A 20,889-nucleotide genomic window follows, 5' to 3' on the forward strand; every position below is an offset into this window, starting at 1 on the left:
AGCCTCCGATCAGGTCAGTGCCATTCGCCGAGAGTGGCTTGCCACGGACGGCGCGGGGCATGATCCGAGCTGTGCGCCGGGTAGCCGCAGCGGATGATCAGCTGTGGCCAGGTGGTGTGGCCGGTGAGTTGGCGGACCTCGTCGCGGAGATCGGCGTACTCGAGCGCCTGGTTGAGGAACGACGTGCCCAGGTCGTAGGAGCTTGCCGTGAGCAAGACATGCTGAAGGGCGAGGCCGGCCCGGATCCAGGCGTGGCTGTCCTCGGCGACGGTCGTCAGTACCGCGATCGCCGGCTTCCGCTCGAATACCGCGCTGCCGCGATCGGCCCGATCGAACCCGGCGCCCAGGTCACGTACCGCGGCTGGTGCCTCCGCCCGCGGTCCGAGTGCGGTATCAGGTACTCCGTCACCGTCGCGTTCGCCGCCGATCCAGTGCATGCGTTCGTGCAGCCGGTCCTCGTCGTGGACGTCCCGCTCGTTCGCGATGCCCAGGATGCGGCTGAGCTCCGTGCGCTGGTGTCCGTCGAGCCAATGGAGCTGGGCGCCTTCGGCCTGTGCAGCCGCCGTCAGCCTCTGCCGCGCCTCAGGCGGCACGGGAGTGTCGAGCATCGGTCCGCGGTACGTGTGTCGTCGGCCCACCTCGCTGTACAGCGAGCTCAGGCCCGGAACGGGGACCCTGCGCTCGGCGAGGAAGACACGCACGGCAACGGCGGGCACGGCCGGATCCGGTTCGAACGCCAGGGTCGTCTCATGGCCGAGCAGGGCTGCGGCCACGCGCAGGTTGAACGCCGCCGCACCGAGTCCGACGCAGGTCATCCGCCCGGCCGGGTCTGCGGCGGGCAAGGTGCGCTCGGCGTCACGCAGTACGTCGATGACCGAGTCCTGGATGTCGAATCGCCAGGGCTGTGCGTTGTGCATCGACGGCGCGTGCGCGGCTGCGGTGAGCAGGATGCCCACCTCGTCCTTCGTGAGGTACTGCGTCGTGCTCACGGGTGTCTCCTTCCGCTCACCATGCCTGCAGCCTCTCGCGGTCGGAGCCTGACCGGCAGTGGCGAACGGTCCCGACCCGATGGGCCTTTCGGCCCTTCAGTCCCAGCCGCGGCGGGGGGAGTGGCCGCTGAGTTGGCGGTCGCGGCTGCGGTAGACGATGTAGGGGCGGGTGAGGTAGCCGACGGGGGCGCTGAAGACGTGGACCAGGCGTGTGAACGGCCACAGCGCGAACAGGGCGAAGGCGACGAGTGCATGTAGCTGGAAGCCGATCGGTGCATCGGCCATCAGCTCGGGTTGGGGCTGGAAGGCGAGGAACGAGCGGTACCAGACCGACACACCCTCGCGGTAGTCGTAGTGGCCGCCGACGGACAGGATGGAGCCGGCGATCGTGTTCCACATACCGAGGACGATCGCTGCGCCGAGGAAGGCGTACATGACCTTGTCCATGCGGGTGGTGGCCGAGAACACCGGTCCGACGGTGCGGCGGCGATAGATCAGGATCGCGAGGCCTGCCAGGGCCATGAGGCCGGCGATCATTCCGCCGACGACGGCGACGACGTGGTAGATCTCCTTGGTGACGCCGACGGCTGCGGTCCAGGATTCCGGTACCAGCAGGCCGATCACGTGGCCGCCGACGACACCGAGCATGCCGAAGTGGAACAGAGGGCTGCCGATCCGCAGCATCCGGTCCTCGTAGAGCTGGGAGGACCGTGTGGTCCAGCCGAACTTGTCGTAGCGGTACCGCCAGAAGTGGCCGACGACGAACACGGTCAGACAGATGTAGGGCACGACGACCCACAGGAACTGGTCCATCTCAGGCTCCTCGCACGGTCGGCATCGGCAGGTCGACGGGTCGGTCCGGTCTCGCGTCGGCCAGTGCGGCGTCGAGCTGCGGCGTGCCGTACGGCGTCAGCCCGACCTCCTCGGCCGGCGGGCCCTCGGCGGCGAGTTTCCGGACGGCCTCGAGGTCGTCGCCGCGCAGTGCCGGCAAGGTCGCTGTCACCGCGTGTACGGCGCCGTGCCAGGCGGAGCCGGCGTCCGCGAGGGCGAGGCGGAGCAGTTCGAGCCCGGCTCTGTGGTCGAGTAGCAGTTCCCAGCCGAGTTGCTGATCGACGGTGGCGGCGTACTCCAGTACGACGCACAGGTGGTCGGGCAGCTCGGACTCGTCGAGGATGAACCCGGATCGCAGGTACGTCTGCTTGAACCGCAGAAGCGCGACGCCGCGGCGGCGGGTGTCCCCGTGGGCGAAGTACGTCAGGTACAGGTTGTGTCGACGACGGTTGTCGAACGTCTCGACGTACCGCTGCTGGAGGTCGGAAAGGGTGCCGGCGGCAAGTTGTTCGACGGTGGCGCCGAGGGGTTCGGCGAGGTCGGTGGGGAGGTGGTGAAGAACCTGCCGGGTGAGGCCGAGGCGCTCGGGGAGAGCCTGGTCGGGGTAGTCGAGCAGGAGCGAGGCTGTCTGCCAGACGATGGTCAACTGATGCGCGGGCAGCGCAGGTGTCGGGCGGCTCATTGCGGCTCGTCGGATTTCGGGGGGAAGAGGCCGCTGGGTGTGCCCTTGCCGTCCCAGTTGAGCAGGTTCACCCGGGCCTCCTTGTCGGCGGGAGAGGCGACGGTGTCGGCGGACTGGCGGTCCTTGAGCATCTGGAAGTTCTCGACCGCGATCGGCGTCGGAGTACCGGAACCCTCGCCGAACGGCCCGGATCCGCCCATCCCGGGACCACCCTCGTAGTCGAGGGCGCACTCGGTGGCCAGTTCCTCCAGTGCGTGGGCCTGCTCGCTGTGGGCAGGAGGAATCACGTAGCGCTCGTCGTACTTGGCGAGCGCGAGCAGCCGGTACATGTCGTACATCTCCTCCTCGCCCATGCCGACGGCCGCCGGAATCGAGGCGTCGGGGTCGCGACCGAGGTTGATGTCGCGCATGTACGAGCGCATCGCGGCGAGCTTCCTGAGGACGAGGTCGACCGGTGCCACGTCACCGGCGGTGAAGAGCTCGGCGAGGTACTCGATCGGGATCCGTAGCGCGTCGATCGCCGCGAACAGGTTGTCCTTGCGCTCGGCGTCCTCGCCGGTCTCGCGCACCACGTCGACGACCGGAGACAGTGGCGGGATGTACCAGACCATCGGCATCGTGCGGTACTCAGGGTGCAGAGGCAGGGCGACCTTGTACCGGCTGATCAACGCGTACACCGGCGAGCGCTGTGCTGCCTCGACCCAGTCGTGCGGGATCCCGGCCCGCTCGGCTTCACGCTGTACGACGGGATCGGACGGGTCGAGGAACACGTCGCGCTGAGCCTCGTACAGGTCGTGCTCGTCGGGTGTCGACGCGGCCTCGAGGACCCGGTCGGCGTCGTACAGGACGAGGCCGATGTAGCGCAGCCGGCCGACGCACGTCTCGGAGCAGACCGTCGGGATGCCGACCTCGATGCGCGGGAAGCAGAACGTGCACTTCTCCGCCTTGCCGGTGCGGTGGTTGAAGTAGACCTTCTTGTACGGACAGCCGGAGATGCACATCCGCCAGCCGCGGCACCGGTCCTGGTCGACCAGTACGATGCCGTCCTCGGTGCGTTTGTAGATCGCGCCGCTCGGGCAGGACGCGGCGCAGGACGGGTTGAGGCAGTGCTCGCAGATCCGCGGCAGGTAGAACATGAAGGTCTGCTCGAACTCGAACTTGACCTTGTCGCCGATCTTCTTGAGAACGGGGTCGTGTTCCGCGGTTGCGGCCGATCCGCCGAGGTCGTCGTCCCAGTTCGCCGACCAGGAGATCTTCATGTTCTCGCCGGAGATCAGCGACTTCGGACGTGCGACCGGTGTGTGCTCCTGGGCCGGTGCATCGGTGAGGTTGGCGTAGTCGTACGTCCAGGGCTCGTAGTAGTCGTGGATCGACGGCAGCTTCGGGTTGGAGAAGATCGTCAGCAGCTTCTTGAGCCGGCCGCCCGCCTTGAGCGTGAGCCGTCCGCGTCGGTTGAGGGCCCAGCCGCCCTTCCACTCCTCCTGGTCCTCGTACGTGCGCGGATACCCTTGGCCGGGCCGCGTCTCGACGTTGTTGAACCAGACGTACTCGGTCCCGCTCCGGTTGGTCCAGGCCTGCTTGCAGGTCACCGAGCAGGTGTGGCACCCGATGCACTTGTCGAGGTTCATGACCATCGCCATCTGCGCCATCACTCGCATCAGTAGGTCACCTCCTGCGAGCGTTTGCGGATCATGGTGACTTCGTCGCGCTGGTTCCCCGTCGGGCCGAGGTAGTTGAACGCGAAGGACAGTTGCGCGTACCCGCCGATGAGATGGGACGGCTTGATCAAGAGCCTGGTGAGCGAGTTGTGGATCCCGCCGCGCTTCTTGGACGTTTCGGCGAGCGGTACGTCGATGAGGCGGTCCTGCGCGTGATGCATGTAGACCGTGCCCTCCGGCATCCGGTGCGAGACGATCGCCCGGGCGACGACGACCCCGTTGCGGTTCACCGCCTCGATCCAGTCGTTGTCCGCGATTCCTGCCTTCGCTGCGTCCTTGTCACTGATCCAGATGGTCTGCCCACCGCGACTGAGCGACAGCATGAACAGGTTGTCCTGGTACTCGGAGTGGATGGACCACTTGTTGTGCGGAGTGAGGTACCGGACCGTGACGCCGAGTTCGGTCATCGATCCGATCGCCGGTTCCGAGAACAGTGCGCCCATGTCGAGCGGCGGCCGGTAGACCGGGAGGTTCTCGCCGAGCTCGGCCATCCAGTCGTGGTCGAGGAAGAAGTGCTGCCGGCCGGTGAGGGTGTGCCAGGGTTTCAGCCGTTCGACGTTGATCGTGAACGGTGAGTACCGGCGCCCGCCCGATTCCGAGCCCGACCACTCCGGTGAGGTGATGACCGGGACCGGCGCGGCCTGCGTGTCGGCGAAGGTGATCTGCTTGCCCCCGTGCTCGGCCGCGAGATCGTGCAGCGGCTTCCCGACGCGGGCCTCGAGGGTCTTGAAGCCTTCGGTCGCGACCCGTCCGTTCGTCGTGCCTGACAGGGCCAAAATCGCTTCACAGGCGTGGATGTCGCGCTTGAGCGACGGCCGACCGTCGGCGGGACCACCGCGGACGGTGCCGTTCTTGGCGCGCAGATAGTCGACCGACGCGGTCTCGTCGTACGTGATGCCCTTGGTCGTGGCGCCGAGCGTGTCCATCAGCGGGCCGAGCGCGGACATCTTGGCCGCGACCGCGGAGTAGTCGCGTTCGACCTCGACGATCTTGGGCATCGTGACGCCGGGGATCGGCTCGCACTCGCCGGCCTTCCAGTCGCGGACGACGCCGTGCGGAGTGGCGAGTTCGTCCGGGGTGTCGTGCAGCAGTGGTACGGCGACCACGTCGCGGCGTGTGCCGAGGTGGGTCGCGGCGAGCTCGCTGAACTTCTCCGCGATCGTCTGCCACGCGTCCCAGTCGGTCCGGGTCTGCCACGGCGGTGCGATCGCGGGGTTGAACGAGTGCACGAACGGGTGCATGTCGGTGGTGTTGAGATCGTGCTTCTCGTACCAGGTCGCGGCGGGCAGGACGACGTCGGAGAACAGCGTCGTACTCGTCTGCCGGAAGTCCAGTGTCAGCAGCAGATCGAGCTTGCCGCGTGGCGCCTCGTCGTGCCACTCGACGTCTCGGGGATGGACACCTTCGCCGGCACGCAGCGAGGAGCCGGCGCCGAGCAGGTGCTCCAGGAAGTACTCGTTGCCCTTGGCCGACGAGCCGAGCAGGTTGGCGCGCCAGACCGACAGGATGCGGGGGAAGTTCTCCGGCGCGTCCGGGTCCTCGCACGCGAACCGCAACGCGCCTGACTTCAGCTGATCGACGACGTGCTCGCCCACCGGACGACCGGCGGTTCGCGCGTCGTCGGCGATGTCGTGCGGATTGCGGTTGAAGGTCGGGTACGACGGCATCCAGCCGAGCCGCGCGCTGAGCGCGATCAGGTCGGCGGTCGTCCTTCCGCCGAGGAGTCCCTCCCCGGTCTTGGCGGCCAGGGTGTCCGCGCCGAACTGGTCGTAGCGGAACTGGTCCGTGTGCAGGTACCAGTACGCCGTCTGGATCATCTGTCGTGGTGGCCGTGACCAGTCGAGCCCGAACGCGAGCTGCGCCCAGCCGGTGATCGGCCGGCACTTCTCCTGGCCGACGTAGTGCGCCCAGCCGCCGCCGTTCACGCCCTGACATCCGGTCAGTGTGGTCAGAGCCAGGAATGCGCGGTAGATCGTGTCGGAGTGGAACCAGTGGTTGGTCCCTGCACCCATGATGATCATCGACCGGCCCTTGGAGTCCTCGGCGTTCTGCGCGAACTCCCGCGCGATGCGGGCGGCCGCGGATGCCGGTACGCCGGTGATGCGCTCCTGCCAGGCGGGCGTGTACGGCGTGAGGTCGTCGTACGACGCCGGCCACTCACCAGGTAGCCCGGGGCGCGGTACGCCGTACTGCGCGAGCAGCAGGTCGTAGACCGTCGTGACGAGATGCTTGCCGACGCGGCGTACCGGCACACCGCGAAGCAGGTCGTCTCCTTGGGCGGCGTCGAATCTCGGCAGCCTCACCGGAACGCTCTGATCGCCCAGCACTGTGAGGAGTGGGTCGGTGGTGCCCAGATCGAGGTTCCATTTGCCCTTGCCCGCTTCGCCGAAGCGGTGGCCCAGGGAGCCGTTCGGGACCACGGGCTCGCCGGTGGTCGTGTCGAGGACGACGGTTTTGAACGCTGCGTTCTCCTCGTGCGACCCCAGGTCCGCCGCGGTGAGGAACTTGCCGGGGCGGTAGGTGCCGTCGGTCTCGTCGAGGCGGATCAGGTACGGGAGGTCGGTGTAGGTCTTGGCGTACTGCGTGAAGTACGGCGTCTCGCGGTCGACGAAGAACTCCTTGAGGATCACGTGGCCCATCGCCATCGCCAGCGCGCCGTCGGTACCAGGTGCCGCGGGCAACCATTCGTCGGCGAACTTGACGTTGTCCGCGTAGTCCGGCGCGACAGCCACCACCTTCTGCCCGCGGTACCGCGCCTCGGCCATCCAGTGCGCGTCCGGGGTCCGGGTGACCGGAAGGTTCGAGCCCCACATGATCAGGTAGCCGGCGTCCCACCAGTCGCCGGACTCCGGTACGTCGGTCTGGTCGCCGAACACCTGGGGCGAGGCCACCGGGAGGTCGGCGTACCAGTCGTAGAACGACAGCATGGTGCCGCCGATCAATGAGGTGAACCGGGCTCCGGAGGCATGCGACACCATCGACATCGCCGGGATGGGGGAGAAGCCGGCGATCCGGTCCGGCCCCCACTTCTTCAAGGTGTGCACGTACGCGGCCGCGACGAGTTCGGTCGCTTCCTCCCAGGTGGCGCGGACGAGGCCGCCTTTTCCACGAGCCGACTTGTACTGCTGTGCGAGTTCCGGGTCGTCGACGATGTGTGCCCACGCCTCGACCGGATCGCCGTACTCTGCCTTGCCCCGGCGGTAGAGGTCGAGCAGGACGCCGCGGATGTAGGGGTAGCGGATGCGCGTGGGAGAGTAGGTGTACCAGGAGAAGGCGGCGCCGCGCGGGCAGCCGCGGGGCTCGTACTCGGGCTTGTCCGGGCCGACCGAGGGATAGTCGGTCTGCTGCGTCTCCCAGGTGATGATGCCGTCCTTGACGTACACCTTCCACGAGCAGGAACCGGTGCAGTTCACGCCGTGCGTCGAGCGGACGACCTTGTCGTGGCTCCAGCGGTCCCGGTAGAAGTCGTCGGCACCACGCCCGCCTTGTTTGGTCAGCGTCCGCAGATCGTCAGAGACCTTGCCTCTGGTGAAGTAGCGGCGCGTTCGAACCAGTGCTTCGGTGAGACCTCCGTCCAGTCCGACATCGGTTGTGCGTTCCGGCCGTTCCCCAGTGGTCATGCGGGTTCCTCGCTGATCGCCTGTCCGGTGCGGGCTATCGAGTTGGCAGTTCTTCTGACGACGGTCACGGTGAGCAGCAGCGTGAAGGCCGCCGTGATCGACAGCAACGTCAGGCCGATGCCGTACGACTGTGTCCGGCCGTAGACGTAGCCCATGATCAGCGGCGGTACGAACCCGCCGAGACCGCCGGCGGCGCCGACGAGTCCGGTGACACCGCCGACCCGGGCCGGATCGGTGACCTTGGCAACCAAGGCGAACGTCGCGCCGCTGCCGCCGCCGAGCGCGGCCGCCATCGACAGGAAGGCCACGGTGCCGACGTGCTCCAGCAGCGGTGTGGTGGCAGCGATCGCTGCGCCCACGACGACGACCGCGTAACAGCCGGCGAGCACAGGAATCGGACCGAACCGGTCCGACAGCCATCCGCCGGCGGGCCGCATCAGCACGGCGATCACGACGAACCCGGCCATCCGGTTCGCTGCGTCGGCTGCGCTCAGGTCGTAGGCGGTCTTGAGGTACGACGGCAGATAGACCGAGAACGCCACGTAACCGCCGAACGCGACCGCGTACAGGATGCAGGCCTGCCAGCTGATCGGGAGCCGTGCGTTCGCCACCAGCCGGCTGATCAGTGAGCCCTGGGCTGATGCGCGCCCCGGCGCGTCCCGCAGTACCAGCCAGGCGACGACGGCGTACGCCGCGAGCGCTGCGGCGGTGATCAGGAACGGGATCCGGTGACCGGCGTTGCTGTAGAGCGTCACTGTGGTCAGGGCGCTGATCGCCGTACCGCCCATGCCGGTGCCGAAGACACCGACCGCGAGCCCGCGGCGTTGCGGCGGGAACCAGGCGTTCACGAAGGGAACGCCGACCGCGAAGGTGGTGCCGCCGATGCCGAGGAAGAACCCGCCGATCAGCAGTGCGGCGTACGAATCGAGGGCGAAGAACCCGATGAACAGGATCGGCACGATCGTCGCGGCGGACACCAACGGGAACATCAGGCGTCCGCCGTACCGGTCGGTCAGCGCACCGACCGGGATCCGGCCGAGCGACCCGACCACGACTGGTACGGCGACCAGCAGCGCGACGTCCGACTCCGACAGCCGGCCGAGGGTGCCCTCGGTCCGGAACAGCGGTCCGAGCGGGCTCAGCAGCGCCCAGGCCCAGAAGTTGACCGCGAATCCCACGGTTGCGACGGCGAGCATCACCCACGGCGATCCCGTTCGGCGATGACGCGAGTCCACCTCGGCACCCGCTCCGGCGACACTCCTTCGGTCCACGGTCCTCGTGCTCCCTTTCCGGCCGATACGGACGACGTGCCCAGGCCGCAGTTCGGTAAACCGTTGCTGCGGCCGGGCCCGAAAGACATCGTCCACACCAGGGGCACGGCGGCGACAGGGCCGAAAGTCCCTGGCCTGTCAGTCCTTGGGACGCAGGAACGCCAGCCGCCAGGTGTCCGGGCCTTGTTCGAGGTAGTCCACGACGTAGGTGTCTGGGGCGCGCTCCCGGAGCTGCGCGAGCAGCGGCAGCGGATCATGAGACGCCACCAGCACCAGCCGCTGCCCAGGCCGTAGTCGGTCGAGGGCGTCGAAGATCGCCTTGTGCCGGATCCTGTGTGGGATGACACGGCTGTCCACCTGCAGGTCGTCCTGCGCGTGCCCGATGAGCTGATGCATGCCGGCGAGCAGATTGGTGACCGAGACGTCCGGGGCGGCTACCAGCAGCGGCAGCAGCTGCTCGTTCTCCTTGGCGAGATGGGACGTGAACACGACCTCGAGCGCCCGGGCCAGCTCCGCGGCGTTCTGCACTTCCGTCGTGGCTGCCAGGTTGTCGACCAGCTGGACGATGACCTTGTGCTCGGCCAGCATCGCCTCGACCAGCAACCTCGCCTCGGGCCGTTGCGCCGCTGCGGCGTACAGGGTCTCTTCCTCGGCCAGAGCATGCGGCACGAGTTCCGATCGGCACCAGTCCGACAGCGCCAGCTGGGCCCTGTCGGCCTCGGAGTATCTGCGAGCAGCGGCCGCCGTGGACAGTGCCTCTCGGCGCCACGACAGGGCGGCTGCTAGTTCCGCATGGTGTTGTTCGACGGCCTCGGCCGCCGTGGCGTCAGCCTGGCCGGACGCGGTCACTGGTTCGCTCATTCTCCTGTCCTCTCCCGGGGGCGGCCTGGGTACCGTGGCCGGCGCTACGAATCAGGCCTGAGACCAGACTCTGGGCCTGGCCGATGGTGTCGTCCAGGATCCGTAGGCCGCCTTCGAGATTGGTAGCCTCGAGTGACCACTTGGCCGCGACCATGCCCTGCACGAGAGAGTCGTTGATCTCGATCGCTTCGCGCTGCAGGAGGGCTGCCGCCTCGAGCCGGCGGCGCTCCGCGTCGGCCCGGCGCAGCCGATCCGACGCGTCGCCGAGCAACGGGCCGAGCAGCAGCAGCGGCACGACCCTTGAAGCCCATCCCATGGGAGACAACGGCACGTCCCGCGCGATCACCCACACCACGATCAGCCCGACCGCTAAGAGGCCCGCGGCGAGACCTGACCGCAGACCGCAGGTGATCGCGACCAACGCAACCGGCAGGGCGTACAGCATCGAGTAAGCGTCCATCGGGTCCCCGACCAGCATCCGCAGCGACAGAATCGCCGCGAACGTCACTCCGGCAACCGTCAGCGCCACGCGCGGGTGCCGTCGGAACCACGGCTCACTCGGCGCGGCCTGGGGAGGCCAGATCGAGAACAACATACGCCCAGGGTCCCTCCGGCCGCGCACCAATCGCAGGGCCGAAAGTCCCGTCCTCCGCAGCCCCCTTACCCCGGCTGCGAGGCAGGCTGGTCAGGCGGCGCGCGGATCCCGGCGAGTGGCCGGAAGGGCAAGGGTCACTGATCGGCCGGCTCGTCCGACGGCTTCTCGTCGGTGTCGATGGGGGCGGGAGTCTTCGGCGTACGCGCGGCTTGGTGGCTTTCCTTGTAGAACTCGACGCCGAGGTGGCGGATGATCGCCTCATCGGCCGTGGTCGGACCGCTCGGCCTGCGGCGGGCGGCGGAGCGTTGGGCGTCGCGCTGGGCGCGACTCTTCTCGAGATCGGTCATGACCGGCTCCCTTCTCGCACTTTCAGCACACAGTCGTTCCTGCTCGACGGACAGGGCAGAAGTTCCTGTGCGGGTGGACCGGACGGCCCTGGTGAGAGGGCCGCCGTGTTCCGACGATGGCAGCGAGGAGAACTGTAGCCAGATGAGTCGAGAGGACGGACGCGATGACCACGACAAGGCGCTGGAGCGTCGACATCTTTGTCGACGAGCACGAGGACGAGCGGACCACGCACGCGGAGGCCCGCCTACACACGAACGACAAGACGTACCTGGTCGGTCGCGGGACGGCGCGCCGCAATCCGGCCGACAGCGAGATCGCGGAGATCGGCGACGAACTCGCCGTGGCGCGGGCCCTGTCGGCCCTGGCCCATGAACTGCTGGAGGTCACAGCGTTCGACATCGAAGCGATCACCCACAAGCACGTTCACCTGCACGATTGACGTCGGCCGTTCCGGGCGCCGGCGTCGTCGCCGTGCCCGGAGGTCAGGGTCTCGTCGAGCGTCTGTGGCCGGCTCGCCACCATGTCCACCTGCGGTGCAGGTTCTCCGCACCGGGCCGGACGAGCCGGCGGATCGCAGTGACCAGTCCCGGTATCGCGGCGAGTGCCACGGCATACAGGGCCTCGGTGCCGGTCACCGCCTGCAGGCCGAGCAGATCCCGCAGCGGTTCGAGGACGAGCGGCAGCACCAGCGTCACCAGGGTGCCGCCGACGGCGAGGTCCAGGAAACGCAGCGCCCGGGTCCCGGGTGGGTTCGGCCGGCGCAGCGCCAGCGCGACGCCGAGTTGGGCGAGTCCGAGAACGAGGTAGCTCATGGTCTGCCAGGGTGCCCCCACGCTCCGGGCCCAGATGGCGGCGGTGACAGTGACGGCCGCGATGAGTGCACCGGTCCAAGCGATGTGCTTCCAGAGGCCGGCGCCGAGGATCTGTTCCTGCGGTGAGCGGGGCGCTTGCTGCATCGTCTTGGGGTCGGCGGGTTCGGCGCCGATCGCGACGCCGGGCAGGCCGTGGGTGAGCATGTTGATCCACAGGATCTGGCCGGGGAGCAGCGGTACGGCGAAGCCGAGCAGAGGACCGATCAGCATCACCAGGACCTCGGCGAGGCCGCCGCTCAGCGCGTAGCGGAGGAACGTCCGGATGTTGGTGTAGATCCGCCGCCCTTCTTCGATCGCGGCCTCGACCGTGCCGAGGTTGTCGTCGGTGAGGACGAGGTCGGCCGCCTGGCGCGCGACTTCGGTGCCGCCGCTGCCCATCGCGACCCCGATGTCGGCACGGCGCAGCGCGGGGGCGTCGTTGACGCCGTCGCCGGTCATCGCGACGACATGACCGGCGGTCTGCCAGGCGCTCACGATGTCGAGCTTCTGTTCCGGACGGATGCGGGCGAACACGTGACCGGTGGTCGGGTCCTTGCCGTTGTCGATGTCTGCGCCGGTGACGACCTCGCCGTCGTGGAGGCCGATGCGGTTCGCGACGGCGAGCGCGGTCCCGGGGGCGTCGCCGGTGATCAGGAGCAGCCCGATGCCGGCCTCGGTGAACGTGGCGACGACGTCCGCCGCGTTGCGTCGTACCGGATCGGTGATCGCGATCAGGCCGACGAGCCGCAGTCCGTTCTCGGTGTGGGGGACGTCTGGTGGCACGACCTTGTCGGCCACGGCGAGGACGCGATAGCCCGACTCCGACAGTTCCGCAGCCACCGCGCGGGCGCGGTCGAGGTCGCCGTACGACGTGACGCCGGGGGTGAGCATGACCTCCGGGGCGCCCTTGCCGACGACGAGCACGGCGTCGTCGCCGGGAATGCGGTGGAACGTGGTCATGCGCTTGCGCACGCTGTCGAACGGAACCTCGTGGATCCGCGGATGGCCGGCCTGGAGACGGTCGGGATCGACGGATCCGCGGTGCGCGAGGGTGAGCAGTGCAGCCTCGGTCGGGTCTCCGATCGCCCTCCAGTGGGGATGCTCGCCGGTCGGCGGTGCCAGGTCCGCGTCGTTGCACAAGGCAACGTTGCGCAGCAGTCGGCGAACGTCCGGGCGCTCGGCCGGATTGTCACCGGCGGAGTGCACAGCGGGAGTTGAGGCAGATCCCGGGCGAAGGTCGCCGTCGGGATCGTAGCCGGTGCCGGTGGCGATCGCCGTTCCGGAATCGGTCCACAGGCGCTCGGCCTGCATGATGCCTTCGGTGATGGTGCCGGTCTTGTCGGTGGCGACCATGGTGACGGCGCCGAGAGTCTCGACCGCTGGCAGTTTGCGGACGACCGCGGCGCGCTGAGCCATGCGGTGCGCGCCGATGGCCAGGGCGAGCGTGACGACCGCGGGCAGCGACTCGGGTACGGCGGCCACCGTGAGGCTGACCGCGGTGACGATCATCGAGGGGAGCGGCAGACCGCGGACGAGACCGGCGACGGCGACGATCGCGGACAGCGCGACGGCGATGATGCTCAGCAGTCGGCTGAGCGCGGCCAGTCTGCGCTGCAGTGGTGTCGGCAGTGGGCGCTGGTTCGACAGGAGTACGGCGATCCGCCCGAGTGCACTGGACGGCCCGGTTCGGGTGACCGTCCCGGTTCCGCGACCTCGGGTCACGACGGTTCCGGCGTACAGCTGGTCCGAGGGATCCTTCTCGACCGGGACGGATTCTCCGGTGAGGGTCGACTCGTCGGCCTGGAGCTGGACGGCGTCGAGGAGTTCGAGGTCGGCCGGGACCACGTCACCCGCCTGCAGCACGATCAGGTCCCCGGGTACGACGTCGGCCGACGGGATGACGGCGGTGTGGCCGTCGCGCCGCACGGTCGCGTGCGGCGCGGTCAGCCGGTTGAGGGCGGCGAGGGCGTGCTCGGCCCGGATCTCCTGGATGACCCCGACGGTGGTGTTGAGCATGACCACGACCAGGATCACGGTCAGGTCGGTGAAGTCGCGCAGGCTCGCGGTGAGGACGGCTGCGGCGAGAAGCAACAGGATCATCGGGTCGCGCAGCTGCATCAGGACCCGCCGCCAGGTCGACGGCGGGCGCGGCGCCGGAATCGTGTTCGGGCCGTGCTCGGCGAGCGCGCGTGCGACCTGCTCGGACGAGAGGCCGCGCAGCGACGATTGCTGAACGGTCATAGGCGCGGCTTCGGTTCGCGCAGATCGAGGGTGAAGACGAGCAGCAGGCTGCAGATGAAGGCGGCGAGCAGGAGCTCGGCTGCGGACGTTGTGGCGAGCGCGATCGTCAGGATGTACAGCACCAAGGTGAGTCCGGCCGCTCCGGCCTCGGCCTTGCCGAGCCGCCAGGTTTGCTGCCCACCGCGGATCACCCAGAATGCGAGACCGCCCAGGAGCAAGCCGGTGGAGGCCATCGCCTGCGCGTTCTCGATCAGCGGCATCTCACCGTCGACGAGATACCCGACGTACGGCACCAGCACAGCGACGAGCAACAACAGTGCGAAGACGTCGCGAACCCTCAGTCTCACCGGACTCACCGCCGGCCGGAGCTCTTGGGCCGTGGAATCGAAACCACGGTCCAGAAGAGGGCGAACAGCACCACGAGCGTGACCCGCAGTCCTTCGGACCATCCGCCGGTCCAGACGGCGGTGGCCAGGACCTGTGGGAAGAAGACGATCCAGACCACGATCTCGGCGATGATCGGCAGGTCGCGGATCGAGGCGGCCAGGTCGTCGAGCCGGCCTTGCTGCATCAGCACGAAGAACACGATCCACAGTCCGGTCATCCAGACGAACCAGCCCTTGGAGGAGGCCGGAGCCTGGCGTACCTCGGTGGTCGACGACTTGGACATGATGGCTCCCTTCGCTGAACAGGTAGGCGGCTGCGGTTCGAGCATCCGTCCTGCCAGGACGCGGCGCATGGGGCGTTGGTCCTACTTCGGGTGGGCCGTTGCGCTCTGAGCCTGCAGGCTCAGGTAGCACAGGCCGGCCGCCGGGACCGGGCCCCAGAACTGCACAAGACGCCAGGACAGGACCGCGAGGACGGTTGCCTGCCCCGCGACGCCGAAGCCGATGAGGGTCGAGATCGCGATGCCCTCGACCACCGCGATGCCGCCAGGGGTGAGGGGTACGGCGGCGGCGAGGTTCGCGGCGCAGTACGCGATGAGCAAGGGGATCGGGTTCACTGGTTCGTCGTACGCGGCGAGGAAGGTCCAGAGGACGGCAGCGTCGAGCAGCCAGTTGAGCGTTGCCCAGGTGAGAAAGGCCTTGCGTACCTCGTGATCGGCCAGTAGCCCACGGAGCCGGACCGCGACCGACGTGATCCACGGTCGGGTCCGGCGGGGGAGTCGATGAAGCGCCGCGCCCAACGCGCCGGCGGCGAGCCGGTCGAGGGCGGACCGCCGACGGACGGCGAGCACGCCGCAGGCCAAGGCCGCCAGGCCGACCAGGAACAGGGCGAGGTACGCCGAGGTCGCGTCCTGCAGGAACAGGGCGGGGATCGAGGTCAGCCAGGCGATCAGCAGCAGCGCGAGGTACGAGCCGACGGCTTCCGCCGTGATGGTAGCGGTGATGTCGTCCGGTGTCGCGCCACCGGCCTGCAGCAGCCGGAAGCGCAGGGCGGTCGCTGTCGCCGCGCCGCCGGGGATGACGTGGCTCACGCCGTACCCGGTGACGTCGGTACGCAGGATCCAGGAGAACCGCACCTGAGCAGCGCCGAGCAGGGCCCGCGTGAAGAGCGAGTAGCTGACGAGGCAGGCGACTTCGAGTGTGACGGCAGCGATGACCCAGGCCGGGTTGAGATGTGCGACACGGTCGAGTGACTCCCGGGCCAGGGTGAGTTTCGGGAGCACGACGTACTCGGCCAGGACGAGTACGACGAGGAGGGAGACCGCGGCCCAGACCCGGCGGCGCCAGGCGGGCCGGAGCCCGGTCGCAGGATCCATGGGCCGCTCCCTCCCACCCTGCAGCCTGGGCGTCCGGACAGTGCTGCGGCAGGGCCGAAGGTCCGGGGTGATCCGGTGCGGACGGCCCTGCTGACGCGTCGTGTCGCGAGGTGAGGTGGAAGTACAGGGAAGGGCGACAGGAAGGAGAAGACATGGCGACCACGCTGCAGCACCGGGACAGCAGGCGGCAGTTCGCGGATCTGTTCGACTGGGCCGAGGGCCTGCCGAGCTTGTTCACGTTGCCGGCGACGATGCGCGGCGTCCGGATCGAGGAGTTCACCGACGAGGACAAGTACGTCGTCCGCGCGGAGCTGCCCGGTCTGGATCCGGAGAAGGACATCAAGGTCGAGGTCGCGAACGGGATGCTGACCATCTCCGCGACTCGCCAGCAGGAGGAGCACGACGGCGCTCGCTCCGAGTTCCACTACGGCACGCTCACCCGCCGGGTGCTGCTGCCGGACGGGGCCGACGAGCAGGCGGTCGTCGCGAAGTACACGGCCGGAATCCTCGAAGTGATCGTGCCGATCTCGGCGAAGCCCGCCGAGACGCGGACGGTCACGATCGAGCACACCGACTGACGCACCCGGCCCGGCCGGCCGTATCCGGCCGGGCCCCATCGCGAAAGGACGCGAGATGAAGCGGTTGGTGATTCTGGGGGGCGGAACGGCCGGCACGGTGGTGGCCAACAAGCTACGGCGCCGGTTGTCGCTGGACGAGTGGCGGATCACGGTGATCGACCGGCAGCGCGACCACCTGTACCAGCCGGGACTGCTGTTCGTCCCGTTCGGTGGCCGCGTAGATCTGCTGAGATCCCGTCGGCGGCTGTTGCGGAACGGAGTCCAGCTGCTGATCGGAGAGGTCGCGACTGTCGACCCGGAGCGCAAATCGGTCCGGTTGTTCGACGGCGACGTGGTCGGTTACGACTACCTGGTCGTCGCCACCGGAACCAGTCCGCGACCGGACCAGACTCCCGGGATGCTGGGTGCGGAGTGGCGACGCAGTATTCACGACTTCTACACGTACGACGGTGCGTTCGCCCTGCGCGAGGCGCTGCAGGAGTTCACCGGCGGGCGGCTGGTGGTCCACGTCGTCGACCAGCCGATCAAGTGCCCGGTCGCGCCGTTGGAGTTCACCTTCCTCGTGGAGGCGTTCTTCCGCCGCCGTGAGATGCGCGATCAGGTGGAGCTGGTGTACGTGACACCGCTGGACGGCGCGTTCACCAAGCCGATCGCGTCGCGGTACCTCGGCCGGCTGCTCGACGAGCGGAAGATCACCGTTGAGACCGACTTCCTGGTCGAGCGCGTCGATGCCGAGCGCAAGACCCTGGTGAGCTATGACGAGCGCGAGATCGACTACGACCTGCTCGTCACCGTGCCACTCAACATGGGCGCCGACTTCGTCGCGGCCTCGGATCTCGGTGACGAACTGAACTACGTACCGGTGGACAAGCACACGCTCCAGTCGCGCGCGTATCCTGACATCTTCGCCGTTGGCGATGCCAACGACCTGCCGACCTCGAAGGCCGGATCCGTCGCGCACTTCTCGAGCGAGATCTTCGTCGAGAACTTCCTCCAGTACGTCGAAGGCGTCGCGATGACGCACCGCTTCGACGGCCACGCGAACTGCTTCGTCGAAACCGGCCACGGCAAGGGCCTGCTGATCGACTTCAACTACGACACCGAGCCGCTGCCCGGCCGCTTCCCGCTGGGACGACTGGGTCCGCTGTCCCTGCTCCGCGAGACGAAGGCGAACCACTGGGGCAAGCTCGCGTTCCGCTGGATCTACTGGCACCCGCTGCTGAAGGGCCGCCGCCTCCCGGTGCCCAGCCGGATGTCGATGAGCGGCAAACACCGACCGGACGAGGAGGTCCGACCATGACCACAGTCCATGTCGACGCCGGAGGGTTCATGACGGAGTACGACGAGTGGACCGAGGATCTCGCAGTACAGCTCGCGGCCCGGATCGGGATCGAGCTCACCGACGAGCACTGGAAGGCGATCCGCTTCCTGCGCGCGGACTATCCGACGCACGGCGAGACCGCCACGCTGCGCCGGGTGTCGACACTGGCCGGGATCCCGGTCAAGCAGCTGTTCGCCCTGTTCCCGAGCAAGCCGGCCAAGAAGATGGCCTACATCGCCGGTCTGCCCAAGCCCCGCGGTTGCGTGTGAGAGGAGACATCACCATGACCACCACGATGCCGCTGGAGGTGCCGAACTTCGGCGACGAGGCGACCGAGGGCCGCAAGCTGGCCATCATCTGCTCGAAGGGCAACCTGGACATGGCCTACCCCGGCCTGGTCCTGGCCAATGCCGCCCTCGGGGAAGGCGTGGAGACGCATCTGTTCTTCACGTTCTGGGGCTTCGACATGATCACCAAGTCGCGGATGCACGACCTGAAGTTCACCATGCTCGGCAACACCGCGACACATCTGCCGCAGGGCCTGGGCGGCCTGCCCGGTATGACCGCGATGGCCACCCACCAGATGAAGAAGCAGATCCAGGACATCGGCGTCCCCGACGTCCCGGACTTCCTGGAGCAGATCGTCGCTTCCGGCGGCCACCTCTGGGCCTGCCGGATGTCGGCGGACATGATGCACCTCGACGAGTCCGACCTCTCCGAAGACGTCGAAGGCATCATCAGCGCCGCCGACTTCATCGAGAAGACCGAGGGAGCGCAGATCATCTTCGTCTGAGGGCGTCAGGCCGGTTTCATCCAGCTGACCGCGGGGCGGATCCCGTCGCCGGAGGTGATCAGCTCGCGGAGCCGGCCGACGAAGCGGGCCGCCGGGGCGCCGTCGACGACGTCGTGGTCGAGGCTGACGGTCAGCTGCAGGAACTCCCGTTCGACCAGGACGCCCTGGAAGAAGATCGGTCTCCGGGCGACACCGCCGACCACGATGCTCAGGGTGTGCAACTGGAACCCGATGCCCCAGCCGCCCCCGGCGCCGAACATGCCGACAGCGGTCACGCCGACGGTGCCGGCGAGGGCCCGTTGGCGGTGCGGCAGGCGATGCAGGGACCCGAGCAGCGCGACGCGGACGAAGCCGGGGAGCAACAGGTACGCGTGGACCCAGGGGGCTTTGCGGACCGACGGGCTCAGGTGCGGATCGGTCTTCACCGCGTGGATCTCGTCGTAGAGCTCGTCGACGCTACGTCGCGCGGCGTCCCGGAGTACGTGGGTGAATGCGAACGGCTGCCCGTCCACGACCACCTCGACCGGCAGCCCGATGTCGACCTCGTCGAACACGACTTCGCGGCCGCGCGGGTCGCGGTACGCCTGCACAGTGGGATCCTCGGCGACCGCTGCGGCGACACAGTGGATCACGAACGCCGTGAAGTAGTGTCCTTCGCCGTTGCGACGCAGCGCCGCACGGGCGGAGGTCACGTCGACCTCGAAGAGGCCGTGGATGGCGTGTCTTCGTCGCGCGGCCCGGCCGGTGTCGATCACCAGTTGCCGAACCCACGGCACCGCTCTGACCTGTACGCCCACGGTCCACCTCCTGCACGATCTGAGTCGAGCATCGGCTGTTCAGGCGTTCTCCACACCAGTCCATCGCCCCCTGCGAAGCGGGACCTTCGGCCTCAGTCGCGCAGGCGGGCGGCGTGGTCGGGGACGTGGGTCTGCATCTCGCGCGGCGGGCGTTCGTAGCCCTTGGACGGTGGCCGGCGCGGTAGTTCGAGCGGCAGGCGCTGGACCTCGTGGTACGGGATCGTCGACAGCAGGTGCGCGATCATGTTGATCCGGGCGGAGCGCTTGTCCTCGCTCTCCACGACGTACCAGGGCGCCTCGGGGATGTCGGTGTGCACGAACATTTCGTCCTTGGCGCGTGAGTAGTCCTCCCAGCGGCTGATCGACTCCAGGTCCATCGGCGACAGTTTCCAGCGCCGCATCGGATCCTCGAGGCGGCTGCGGAAGCGGTTCTCCTGTTCGCTGTCGCTGACCGAGAACCAGTACTTGCGCAGCAGGATGCCGTCCTCGATCAGCAGCCGCTCGAAGATCGGGCACTGGTGCAGGAAGCGTGCGTACTCCTGGTTCGTGCAGAACCCCATCACGTGCTCGACGCCGGCCCGGTTGTACCAGCTGCGGTCGAACAGCACGATCTCCCCGGCGGCGGGCAGTTGCTCGACGTACCGCTGGAAGTACCACTGGGTCCGTTCCCGCTCGGTCGGCGCGGGCAGGGCGGCGATCCGGGCGACGCGGGGATTGAGGTACTGCGTGACGCGCTTGATCGTGCTGCCCTTGCCGGCCGCGTCCCGGCCTTCGAAGACCACGACGACCCGGGCGTTCTCGACGCGCACCCATTCCTGCAACGTCACCAGCTCGGCCTGCAGCCGTAGCAGTTCCTGCTCGTACCGCTTCTTCGGCATTCGCTTCATCGAAGCACGATACGGCGGGACGAGTGGTCCGAGAAGGTCGGGACCTTAGGCCCTGATCCGGGCCTCCTCCGCCGGGCGAGGCTGGAGCTCCGGATCGGGGAGGGGATTGGGATGAGCGCCGTGAACCATCGTTCTGGGGAGCTGTGGGTGCTCATGCAGGCCCGTCGGCTGGGCGTCGGCCGGAATCCGTTACGCCGGCCGTCGGACCGGCTCGAAGCTGTGCTGCTGTGGAGTGTGCTACTCGTCGCCCTGCTGATGATCCCGGTGGGGGCAGCGGTCGGAATCGGCGTTCGGAACTCGCTGGAGGCGACGGCAGCGCACCAGCGAGCCGCTCTGCACGAGGTGGGGGCGCGGACGCTGGAGAGCACCGAACGGACGGTTCCCAGTGCTCCCGGTGACGTGCTGTCGCGGGCCCGGGTCTCGTATGTCGATCCGCAGGGCATCGAGCGCGAGGGGACGGCGAGTGTCGTGGTGGGAACGAAACCAGGCGTCGAGGTGACGATCTGGCTCGACCGGTCCGGCAGCATCGTGGCCGCGCCGCGTTCCCGCTCGGACAGCGCCGCTTTCGGTGCCTTGGCCGGCTTCCTGATCGTTCCTGGGGCGTGGCTCCTGCTGTGGGGCCAGTTCCTTCTCGCCCGCCTCCCGCTGGACCGCCGCCGTACCCGGGACTGGGACGCTCAATGGGAGACCGTTGCACCGCGATGGCTCCATGGCCAGAAGTAGGCTGGAGCCGGCCGCGACCGG

Annotated in this window: 21 protein-coding genes; 6 read left to right on the forward strand and 15 right to left on the reverse strand. The window is 68.4% G+C overall.

Annotated features, from left to right (window positions below):
• Nucleotides 1-14: 14 nt before the first annotated feature.
• The 9 genes from BJY22_RS41820 to BJY22_RS24395 form a co-directional block, all read right to left on the reverse strand.
• A complete protein-coding gene (locus BJY22_RS41820) occupies nt 15-989 on the reverse strand; it encodes an Acg family FMN-binding oxidoreductase (protein ID WP_167210473.1) in 975 nt (324 codons plus the stop codon).
• Between the two features lie 96 nt (nt 990-1,085).
• Entirely contained in the window at nt 1,086-1,802 is a 717-nt protein-coding gene (narI, locus tag BJY22_RS24360; RefSeq protein ID WP_167210476.1) for a respiratory nitrate reductase subunit gamma, read from the reverse strand.
• Nucleotide 1,803: 1 nt separating this feature from the next.
• Nucleotides 1,804-2,502, reverse strand: a complete 699-nt coding sequence (gene narJ / locus BJY22_RS24365; protein ID WP_167210479.1) for a nitrate reductase molybdenum cofactor assembly chaperone — start codon at nt 2,500-2,502, stop codon at nt 1,804-1,806.
• Entirely contained in the window at nt 2,499-4,160 is a 1,662-nt protein-coding gene (gene narH, locus BJY22_RS24370) for a nitrate reductase subunit beta (protein ID WP_167210482.1), read from the reverse strand. The genes narJ and narH overlap by 4 nt, the downstream gene beginning before the upstream one ends.
• Nucleotides 4,160-7,840, reverse strand: coding sequence for a nitrate reductase subunit alpha (locus BJY22_RS24375; protein WP_167210485.1), 3,681 nt, complete (start codon nt 7,838-7,840; stop codon nt 4,160-4,162). Before BJY22_RS24375 ends, narH begins: the two co-directional genes overlap by 1 nt.
• Nucleotides 7,837-9,111 carry an MFS transporter gene (locus BJY22_RS24380; protein ID WP_337758920.1) on the reverse strand — a complete coding sequence of 425 codons (1,275 nt, stop codon included), beginning with the start codon at nt 9,109-9,111 and terminating at the stop codon, nt 7,837-7,839. Before BJY22_RS24380 ends, BJY22_RS24375 begins: the two co-directional genes overlap by 4 nt.
• A gap of 138 nt (nt 9,112-9,249) precedes the next feature.
• Nucleotides 9,250-9,972, reverse strand: coding sequence for a DUF2249 domain-containing protein (locus BJY22_RS24385; RefSeq protein WP_167210488.1), 723 nt, complete (start codon nt 9,970-9,972; stop codon nt 9,250-9,252).
• The gene (locus BJY22_RS24390; protein WP_167210491.1) at nt 9,938-10,567 is read right to left on the reverse strand and encodes a DUF4118 domain-containing protein; all 630 of its coding nucleotides are present in this window, start codon (nt 10,565-10,567) and stop codon (nt 9,938-9,940) included. Before BJY22_RS24390 ends, BJY22_RS24385 begins: the two co-directional genes overlap by 35 nt.
• A gap of 134 nt (nt 10,568-10,701) precedes the next feature.
• Nucleotides 10,702-10,914 (reverse strand): hypothetical protein, encoded by a 213-nt coding sequence (locus tag BJY22_RS24395; RefSeq protein WP_167210494.1) that lies wholly within the window; start codon nt 10,912-10,914, stop codon nt 10,702-10,704.
• 164 nt (nt 10,915-11,078) lie between these two features.
• Here BJY22_RS24395 and BJY22_RS24400 point away from each other — a divergent pair, with 164 nt between their 5' ends.
• Nucleotides 11,079-11,354, forward strand: coding sequence for a DUF1876 domain-containing protein (locus tag BJY22_RS24400; RefSeq protein WP_167210497.1), 276 nt, complete (start codon nt 11,079-11,081; stop codon nt 11,352-11,354).
• Between the two features lie 43 nt (nt 11,355-11,397).
• On the opposite strand, the gene BJY22_RS24405 is transcribed toward BJY22_RS24400, so the two are convergent.
• From BJY22_RS24405 to BJY22_RS24420, 4 genes are all read right to left on the reverse strand, one after another.
• Nucleotides 11,398-14,007 (reverse strand): cation-translocating P-type ATPase, encoded by a 2,610-nt coding sequence (locus BJY22_RS24405; protein ID WP_167210501.1) that lies wholly within the window; start codon nt 14,005-14,007, stop codon nt 11,398-11,400.
• On the reverse strand, nt 14,004-14,354 hold the full coding sequence (locus tag BJY22_RS24410; RefSeq protein WP_167210504.1) for a hypothetical protein: 351 nt from the start codon (nt 14,352-14,354) through the stop codon (nt 14,004-14,006). The genes BJY22_RS24405 and BJY22_RS24410 overlap by 4 nt, the downstream gene beginning before the upstream one ends.
• 5 nt (nt 14,355-14,359) lie before the next feature.
• Nucleotides 14,360-14,677 carry a hypothetical protein gene (locus tag BJY22_RS24415; protein ID WP_167210507.1) on the reverse strand — a complete coding sequence of 106 codons (318 nt, stop codon included), beginning with the start codon at nt 14,675-14,677 and terminating at the stop codon, nt 14,360-14,362.
• Nucleotides 14,678-14,758: 81 nt separating this feature from the next.
• Nucleotides 14,759-15,769: a lysylphosphatidylglycerol synthase transmembrane domain-containing protein gene (locus BJY22_RS24420; RefSeq protein WP_167210509.1), complete on the reverse strand. Its 1,011-nt coding sequence runs from the start codon at nt 15,767-15,769 to the stop codon at nt 14,759-14,761.
• Between the two features lie 152 nt (nt 15,770-15,921).
• On the opposite strand from BJY22_RS24420, the gene BJY22_RS24425 reads away from it, so the two are divergent.
• The 4 genes from BJY22_RS24425 to BJY22_RS24440 are packed head-to-tail and all read left to right on the forward strand — an operon-like array spanning nt 15,922 to nt 18,461.
• The gene (locus BJY22_RS24425) at nt 15,922-16,347 is read left to right on the forward strand and encodes an Hsp20/alpha crystallin family protein (protein ID WP_167210512.1); all 426 of its coding nucleotides are present in this window, start codon (nt 15,922-15,924) and stop codon (nt 16,345-16,347) included.
• A 55-nt stretch (nt 16,348-16,402) separates the two neighbouring features.
• Nucleotides 16,403-17,647 carry a type III sulfide quinone reductase, selenoprotein subtype gene (sqr, locus tag BJY22_RS24430; protein ID WP_167210515.1) on the forward strand — a complete coding sequence of 415 codons (1,245 nt, stop codon included), beginning with the start codon at nt 16,403-16,405 and terminating at the stop codon, nt 17,645-17,647.
• Nucleotides 17,644-17,937 carry a TusE/DsrC/DsvC family sulfur relay protein gene (locus tag BJY22_RS24435; protein ID WP_167210518.1) on the forward strand — a complete coding sequence of 98 codons (294 nt, stop codon included), beginning with the start codon at nt 17,644-17,646 and terminating at the stop codon, nt 17,935-17,937. Before sqr ends, BJY22_RS24435 begins: the two co-directional genes overlap by 4 nt.
• Nucleotides 17,938-17,951: 14 nt before the next feature.
• Nucleotides 17,952-18,461, forward strand: coding sequence for a DsrE/DsrF/DrsH-like family protein (locus BJY22_RS24440; protein ID WP_167210521.1), 510 nt, complete (start codon nt 17,952-17,954; stop codon nt 18,459-18,461).
• Between the two features lie 5 nt (nt 18,462-18,466).
• Here the strand turns inward: BJY22_RS24440 and BJY22_RS43070 are convergent, their stop codons facing one another.
• A complete protein-coding gene (locus tag BJY22_RS43070; RefSeq protein WP_202891244.1) occupies nt 18,467-19,258 on the reverse strand; it encodes a 2-oxo acid dehydrogenase subunit E2 in 792 nt (263 codons plus the stop codon).
• A gap of 92 nt (nt 19,259-19,350) precedes the next feature.
• Entirely contained in the window at nt 19,351-20,145 is a 795-nt protein-coding gene (ppk2, locus tag BJY22_RS24450; RefSeq protein ID WP_167210524.1) for a polyphosphate kinase 2, read from the reverse strand.
• Between the two features lie 111 nt (nt 20,146-20,256).
• Here ppk2 and BJY22_RS24455 point away from each other — a divergent pair, with 111 nt between their 5' ends.
• Complete coding sequence (locus BJY22_RS24455; protein ID WP_167210527.1) at nt 20,257-20,868, forward strand: Rv1733c family protein; 612 nt, start codon at nt 20,257-20,259, stop codon at nt 20,866-20,868.
• Nucleotides 20,869-20,889: the final 21 nt, after the last annotated feature.

It is taken from the genome of Kribbella shirazensis (assembly GCF_011761605.1).
GTDB lineage: Bacteria > Actinomycetota > Actinomycetes > Propionibacteriales > Kribbellaceae > Kribbella > Kribbella shirazensis.

Bases quoted from the DNA above. Each gene is read 5' to 3' on its own strand.
- BJY22_RS24400 (WP_167210497.1), top strand. From the start codon at position 11,079: ATGACCACGACAAGGCGCTGGAGCGTCGACATCTTTGTCGACGAGCAC.
- BJY22_RS24390 (WP_167210491.1), bottom strand. From the start codon at position 10,567: ATGTTGTTCTCGATCTGGCCTCCCCAGGCCGCGCCGAGTGAGCCGTGG.
- ppk2 (WP_167210524.1), bottom strand. From the start codon at position 20,145: ATGAAGCGAATGCCGAAGAAGCGGTACGAGCAGGAACTGCTACGGCTG.
- narH (WP_167210482.1), bottom strand. From the start codon at position 4,160: ATGCGAGTGATGGCGCAGATGGCGATGGTCATGAACCTCGACAAGTGC.
- narI (WP_167210476.1), bottom strand. From the start codon at position 1,802: ATGGACCAGTTCCTGTGGGTCGTCGTGCCCTACATCTGTCTGACCGTG.
- sqr (WP_167210515.1), top strand. From the start codon at position 16,403: ATGAAGCGGTTGGTGATTCTGGGGGGCGGAACGGCCGGCACGGTGGTG.
- BJY22_RS24415 (WP_167210507.1), bottom strand. From the start codon at position 14,677: ATGTCCAAGTCGTCGACCACCGAGGTACGCCAGGCTCCGGCCTCCTCC.
- BJY22_RS24385 (WP_167210488.1), bottom strand. From the start codon at position 9,972: ATGAGCGAACCAGTGACCGCGTCCGGCCAGGCTGACGCCACGGCGGCC.
- BJY22_RS24440 (WP_167210521.1), top strand. From the start codon at position 17,952: ATGACCACCACGATGCCGCTGGAGGTGCCGAACTTCGGCGACGAGGCG.
- BJY22_RS24420 (WP_167210509.1), bottom strand. From the start codon at position 15,769: ATGGATCCTGCGACCGGGCTCCGGCCCGCCTGGCGCCGCCGGGTCTGG.
- narJ (WP_167210479.1), bottom strand. From the start codon at position 2,502: ATGAGCCGCCCGACACCTGCGCTGCCCGCGCATCAGTTGACCATCGTC.
- BJY22_RS24435 (WP_167210518.1), top strand. From the start codon at position 17,644: ATGACCACAGTCCATGTCGACGCCGGAGGGTTCATGACGGAGTACGAC.
- BJY22_RS24425 (WP_167210512.1), top strand. From the start codon at position 15,922: ATGGCGACCACGCTGCAGCACCGGGACAGCAGGCGGCAGTTCGCGGAT.
- BJY22_RS24395 (WP_167210494.1), bottom strand. From the start codon at position 10,914: ATGACCGATCTCGAGAAGAGTCGCGCCCAGCGCGACGCCCAACGCTCC.
- BJY22_RS24375 (WP_167210485.1), bottom strand. From the start codon at position 7,840: ATGACCACTGGGGAACGGCCGGAACGCACAACCGATGTCGGACTGGAC.
- BJY22_RS24405 (WP_167210501.1), bottom strand. From the start codon at position 14,007: ATGACCGTTCAGCAATCGTCGCTGCGCGGCCTCTCGTCCGAGCAGGTC.
- BJY22_RS24455 (WP_167210527.1), top strand. From the start codon at position 20,257: ATGAGCGCCGTGAACCATCGTTCTGGGGAGCTGTGGGTGCTCATGCAG.